At 30.1% G+C, this 6,233-nt stretch carries 5 protein-coding genes; all 5 read right to left on the reverse strand.

Going from position 1 to position 6,233, the window contains the following annotated elements; translation table 11 throughout:
* Positions 1-253: 253 nt before the first annotated feature.
* Positions 254-1,246 carry a hypothetical protein gene (locus tag HNP99_RS17510; protein ID WP_173854744.1) on the reverse strand — a complete coding sequence of 331 codons (993 nt, stop codon included), beginning with the start codon at positions 1,244-1,246 and terminating at the stop codon, positions 254-256.
* Between the two features lie 155 nt (positions 1,247-1,401).
* A complete protein-coding gene (locus HNP99_RS17515) occupies positions 1,402-2,058 on the reverse strand; it encodes a hypothetical protein (protein WP_173854745.1) in 657 nt (218 codons plus the stop codon).
* 176 nt (positions 2,059-2,234) lie between these two features.
* Complete coding sequence (locus HNP99_RS17520; RefSeq protein ID WP_173854746.1) at positions 2,235-2,798, reverse strand: hypothetical protein; 564 nt, start codon at positions 2,796-2,798, stop codon at positions 2,235-2,237.
* Positions 2,799-2,970: 172 nt separating this feature from the next.
* The gene (locus HNP99_RS17525) at positions 2,971-3,663 is read right to left on the reverse strand and encodes a hypothetical protein (protein WP_173854747.1); all 693 of its coding nucleotides are present in this window, start codon (positions 3,661-3,663) and stop codon (positions 2,971-2,973) included.
* Positions 3,663-4,550 carry a hypothetical protein gene (locus HNP99_RS17755; protein WP_254596891.1) on the reverse strand — a complete coding sequence of 296 codons (888 nt, stop codon included), beginning with the start codon at positions 4,548-4,550 and terminating at the stop codon, positions 3,663-3,665. The genes HNP99_RS17525 and HNP99_RS17755 overlap by 1 nt, the downstream gene beginning before the upstream one ends.
* Positions 4,551-6,233: the final 1,683 nt, after the last annotated feature.

Consider the following 6,233-nt stretch of genomic DNA (forward strand, 5'->3'; position numbering starts at 1 on the left):
ATACGTTCTTCTAATGATAATCGCTTGTAGGTTTTTTTCATAATTCAACAAAGATAAAATTTATCATTTGTTGCGTTAGGTTATTGAATTCTCCAGGTTTTCGGTAAGGTTACAGCTAACGTGTCGCGGCTTGCAGAAGTGGCGAACTTCGTAACCGATTATTTTCGGCTAAGATAAAATTTCTTGCGAAAGATAAACGTGAATTTACCACATAATTCGCCATTTATGCAAACCGCTGTTATATGCAGTTTTTTTATTCTTGATGTTTTACTAATTTAAAATCTTTGTTATTAGAAATTATAATTGAATCTCCTCCTATATTTGTTAAACATCCCAAAATTTCTCCTTCGCTATATTTTAAAGTTATTGGGTCAATAAAAGTATATGAAATTGTATCATAATTATCGTTATAAAGTCCATCTTTACTTATAGGATAACTTTTAAAAAGTTCTTTATTGTATTGTGGTTGCATCGCTTTAATTAATGCTTTTTCAGCATCTAAAAATACTTTTTCTTGTTTAGGATAATTTTCTCCTTTTAATGAAGATACCATATTTTCAATAGTCGATTCTTTTCCAAAAACTTGAAATTGTAAATTGTCTTTAAATTCAAATGGTAATATTACGATTTCATTTGCGGGAAGTTGTTTTTCAGTTACAGGTGATTCTAAAGATAATATATCTTGTAAAGTATTATGACCTGTAAGTCTCTTCAAGATACTTTGTCTTGTTGCTTTTCCTACATAGTGGACTTTATAGATTGTGAATGAACGAAAATCACCGTATAATTCACATTCTATGTTTCCTTTCCACCAATTTTGGAGTAGTTTTTCTGGTGAAAACCATATTAAAAATTTGTTTTCATTTTCTAATACATTTACAAGAGAAAACCCGTGTATATTATATAAGGGAAAAGAATTTTGTGTTTCTGATTTTTTATCTAGATAATTAAAAGCAACTGCTATTGTATCATTGTCATTTGAATCAACTGCTTTTTGTATTAATGGTAATTTTCCCTTTATGATATTTGAATTTTCTTTTTGGTGAATTTCAAAGATTAATGAATAACTATTTTCATCTACACTTACATTTTCAAAAGTTATTACTGGTCTTTGAGCGATTATGTAAAGACTTGCATTTTTTAATGCACGTTCTATAAATATATCATTTTTAGTAATTGCAAATTCATATGCAGTTAATGGCGCATAACCGAGTTCAAGTTGATTTAGTAGGCTTTTTCTTTCCATAAAATTGCATATAACGTGTTGCGGCTTGCAGAAGTGGCGAACTTCGTGACCGATTATTTTCCGCTAAGATAAAATTTCTTGCGAAAGATAAACGTGAATTTACCACATATTTCGCCATTTTTGCAAACCGCTGTTAGCCGATCGGGCTTTTTTAATTACGGATATTCAAATCCAAATTCATATTTTTCTAATTTGTCATCCCAAAGTTTATAGCTAGCGTAATAAATTGGCATATTATTTTTTTCGAGAAGTTTTGCTTTAGTGTCTTTTGGACTTTCAATTCTGTAATATAGTTCAATATAACTTTTTGTGCTATCAATTGAAGCGTAACAATTTCCGATTTTTTCAATAATTTGCTTTTTGCTCATTCCTAATTTTATTCCGTTCTGTGTTTTAAAAGAATTAAAATTTATTTCTCTATAGTGATATGATTCTTTGTCAGAAAGCTCAACTTTAATGATTGATATTTGAAATTTCCCATCTCCTGGATGTTGCGTTAAAGTTAAAGTTTCTTTTTCAAAAGTTGAATAATAATGATATTGGTCAAATTTATCTATTTTGTCTTTATCACCAATGATTGAAATTGTACTTTCAGAATTTCGCAATTCTATTCCGTTAAGTGAAACATCAGGATTTTCAATTTCACATTTTGAATTTTTTAGTTCTTGAAGTGCTTCATATTTTAATCTTTCAGCTTTATCTGGTTCAGGTACTAATTCTATTTTTCTATTTTCTGAACCGCTTACTTTTGAAGAATTATTACAGTTTGTAAAAAGTAAAATTGGAAAAATCAGAATTAGTATATTTTTCATTTTTTCTAGGTTTTTTATGCGTTCTGCGAGCCTGTCGGCTAACGTGTCGCGGCTTGCAGAAGTGGCGAACTTCGGGACCGATTATTTTCGGCTAAGATAAAATTTCTTGCGAAAGATAAACGTGAATTTACCACATATTTCGCCATTTTTGCAAACCGCTGTTAGCGGTTCGGTTTTTATTCGTCAATATCTTCAAATATTAATAAATTCTCATTTTTGTCAATTTCTATTTTTTGCCAAGTTGGAGCATAACCTTTTCCGTTCGGTTCAAAAAGTTCTCTTACAAACTGTTTTTCAGTTTCGTAATTTTTTATTCTTTTTGGTCCTTCATAATAATCTTTCCGGTTGTCAAAATAAGTTTCGGTTTCTTTGTCAATATTAAAGTTTTTTGAATTTTTGATTTCGTCGATTATTCTAACTTTATCTTTTTCTGAAATTTTCAATACGAAAGTATGATAATAATCTCCAATTGAAGACATTGATTTATTTTCTTTTATTTCAAAGTCATCATTTAGTTTAATATTCTGTTCGGTCAATAATTCTGTTGCGTTTTTTTTTGAGAAAAGTTCGTCTTCAAAAATTCCCGATAAAACATATAAACCAATTAAAACTCCAACTATTATTGAAAAATATTTTCCAAATTTCGGATAGCCAAGTTTTTTAGGTAACCAAAAGCTTAACCAAATTACTCCGATAATAATTGCTAAAATTATTAAAAAAACAATAATATAAATTTCCATTTTATAATTCTAAAGTTCTGTTTTTCTGTGCGTTCCGCCAAACTGACCGCTAACGTGTCGCGGCTTGCAGAAGTGGCGAACTTCGTAACCGATTACTTTCGGCTAAGATAAAATATCTTGCGAAAGATAAACGTGAATTTACCACTTATTTCGCCATTTTTGCAAACCGCTGTTAGCAAATGTTATTTTTCTTTAATGGATTGGGTTCGTTTTCTAAATGTTTAATTAATTTTAAATAACCTTTCTTATAGGTTGGAGCTTCATCACCATATTTAGGGTCTTTAAAATCTTCTTCTATAAATTCAGCTAAACCTTTTTTATATAACATATACTTTTCCTCTTCTCCTCCCCATTTTAAAACGGCTAATTTTTTAAACAAACTTACTGGATATTTGCCTCCTACAGGGATTTCTAATTGATTCTCAAATGGAACAGAACCTACATATTCAGCTAAAAAATTAATGTCTAATAATTTTGGAAAAACTTCTTTTTCGTGGTATTCTAAACATTGTATAACATGGTTTAAATATAAATTGATATCTTCTTCATTGTTAATTTCATATATAGAAAACTCAATTTCAGGTTTATAGAATCTCATAAAAGAAATCCCAAAATACTTGCTATAAAAATTGTTTAATTCTTTTAATATTAAAGGATAAATTTTGTCTTCAATTTCAATTAAACATATCTTAAAACCTTCGAACGAAATACGATTATAAAATTGTATTCTAAAGCTGAACTCAATATCGATGCTGTTTTTATTGGTTTTAAAGGTTATATATTCACTATCTATTATTTTGGATTGATAATTATCTTTTAATTTCTCTAATATTTTTGTCTGTAATATCTTTTTATCTATTGTCATTAATTTAACTTTTTCACGCTTTTAAATGTATCATTTCCATCTCCAAATAGTTTATAAAAACTCTTGATTTCAATAAGAGTTCCTTGGTTTATTTCATCGGGTAAGTCAAGGCTTGTAGTTTCATCAACTGTTTTTGCTTTTTGGGGTTTAAACGCTAAACTTCCTTTTCCTGTTTGGTTTTTAGCAGCAGTTTGTCCACTTGTTAATGCAGTACCTTCGCTTAGTTTTGCATCCACAACAACCATATCTTGAATTCTTCCACGATTATCATATTTTATCCAAACTTGGTCGGCAATAAAAAATTCGCCTTTAGCATTACAAGGTGGTAAAAAACCTGGCAAACAAAATTGCATTTGACTTACTAATTTTCTTTGGTCAATATCGGGTATTAGTTCTTTAAGTTTTTCGTATTCTGCTCCAGTTCTAGTTTTAACTTTGTTAAGCATTGCTATTTCAAAGTCATCTCCTTTTTTAGTTACAGCTTTAAAGAATTCTCGGTCTTTCCATTTTAATAGCTTTGGGTCTGTGGTTTCCTTTATAAGTTCGCCATTGTAAAAAGGGTCGTCTTTAAGTTGTTTCCAAATGAGAATTTCTTCTGCATCTGCTTCAAAAATTTCTTGAAGTCCATATTTTGTATTGTCGAGGTCAACACGTAATTTTTTTAATAATTCAGGATTCGTTCTAGCCTCAAAATCAATACCTCCACGTTTCAAATGATTCCAAGCTGTTAGATAGTCGGCATCAGATTCTTTTAGCAATTTCTTGAGCTCGATAGGAAACTTTGAGTCTGAGAAATCGTTAACAAAGTCTGTGAAATTTACACAGTAATTTTGTGCTTGTAAACTTAGGCTTAGTAATAGTAGAATTAGAATTTTTAAATGTCTCATTTTCGTGGTCTTGTATAATATTTGCTAACGGTTCCTGGCTTAGCTTGGTGGGGAACTTATAAGCAGATTATTTTTGGCTGTACGAATATATGAAAAAAAACGGAAATTCCACTAAATTCCCCATCATGCTAAACCAGTGTTATAATATGTATTTTTCAGCACAAAATTTCTTCGTTATTCAATTTTTCAACGCAATACTTTTGGATACAAACGGCATCACTTTAATTTAACCAAACTGCTTTCGGCGTAACGATTTCATCATAAGATTTTTCGACGCAAACTGCATCACTTTAATTTAACCAAATTACTTTCGGCTTAATGAATTCATCAAAATCTATTTCGAGGCAAACTGCATCACTTTAATTTAACCAAAATACTTTCGGCTAAATGAATTCGCCACAATATTTTTCGACGCAAACTGCATCACTTTAATTTAACCAAAATACTTTCGGCTTAACGATTTTACCAGAATTCATTTCACACAAACTTTTTCAAAACCTTCTTAATAATCATCAATTTTTTTGATTGTAGATTATTTTCTGAGTAGGAGCGAAGTAAGTGATTTTTTCACCGCAAAAATGGCGAAATATATATTATAACGTGTCGCGGCTTGCAAAAGTGGCGAACTTCGTAACCGATTATTTTCGGCTAAGATAAAATTTCTTGCGAAAGATAAACGTGAATTTACCACATATTTCGCCATTTATGCAAACCGCTGTTGTAATATGTTTTTATCAACACAAGGATTTCTCGTTATTCAATTTTTCGGCACAATACTTTTCGCCACAAACTGCATCATTTTCATTAATCCAAATTACTTTCGGCTTAATGATTTCGGTACAATATTTTTCACCACAAACTGCATCGCATTAATTGAAGCAAATTACTTTCGGCTTAACGATTTCGCCACAATCTATTTCACATAAAACTGTTCTAATTTTCTTTTATAAACGACAACTTTTTGGATTGCAGATTATTTTCTTAGTAGGAGTGAAGCAAGGAATTTTTCACCGCAAAATTCGGCGTTAAAATATATTACAACGGTTCCTGGCTTAGCTTGGTGGGGAACTTATAAGCAGATTATTTTTGGCTGTACGAATATATGAAAAAAAACGGAAATTCCACTAAATTCCCCATCATGCTAAACCAGTGTTATAATAGGTATTATTTAGCACAAAATTTTTCGTCTTTCAATTTTTCACCACAATACTTTTGGCTACAAACTGCATCACTTTAATTGAAGCAAATAATTTTCGGTTTAATTAATTCGCCACAATATTTTTTGACGCAAACTGCATCACTTTAATTGAAGCAAATAATTTTCGGCTTAACGATTTTACCAAAATTTTTTCGACGCAAACTGCATCACTTTAATTTAACCAAAATACTTTCGGCTAAATGAATTCGCCACAATATTTTTCGACGCAAACTGCATCACTTTAATTTAACCAAATTACTTTCTGCTTAAGAATTTTACAAGAATTTATTTCGACATAAACTTTTTCAAATCTTTCTTAATAATCATCATTTTTTGGATTGCAGATTATTTTCTGAGAAGGAGCGAAGCAAGTGATTTTTTCACCGCAAAGGCGGATTCAAGGGTCTATCGCAACATCGTTAGTTATTTTTAATAAATCAAATTTAGTATTTTTCTTAGATAATACACTTAATTTTAGAATAACT

It is taken from the genome of Flavobacterium gelidicaeli (genome assembly GCF_013294005.1).
Lineage (GTDB): Bacteria > Bacteroidota > Bacteroidia > Flavobacteriales > Flavobacteriaceae > Flavobacterium.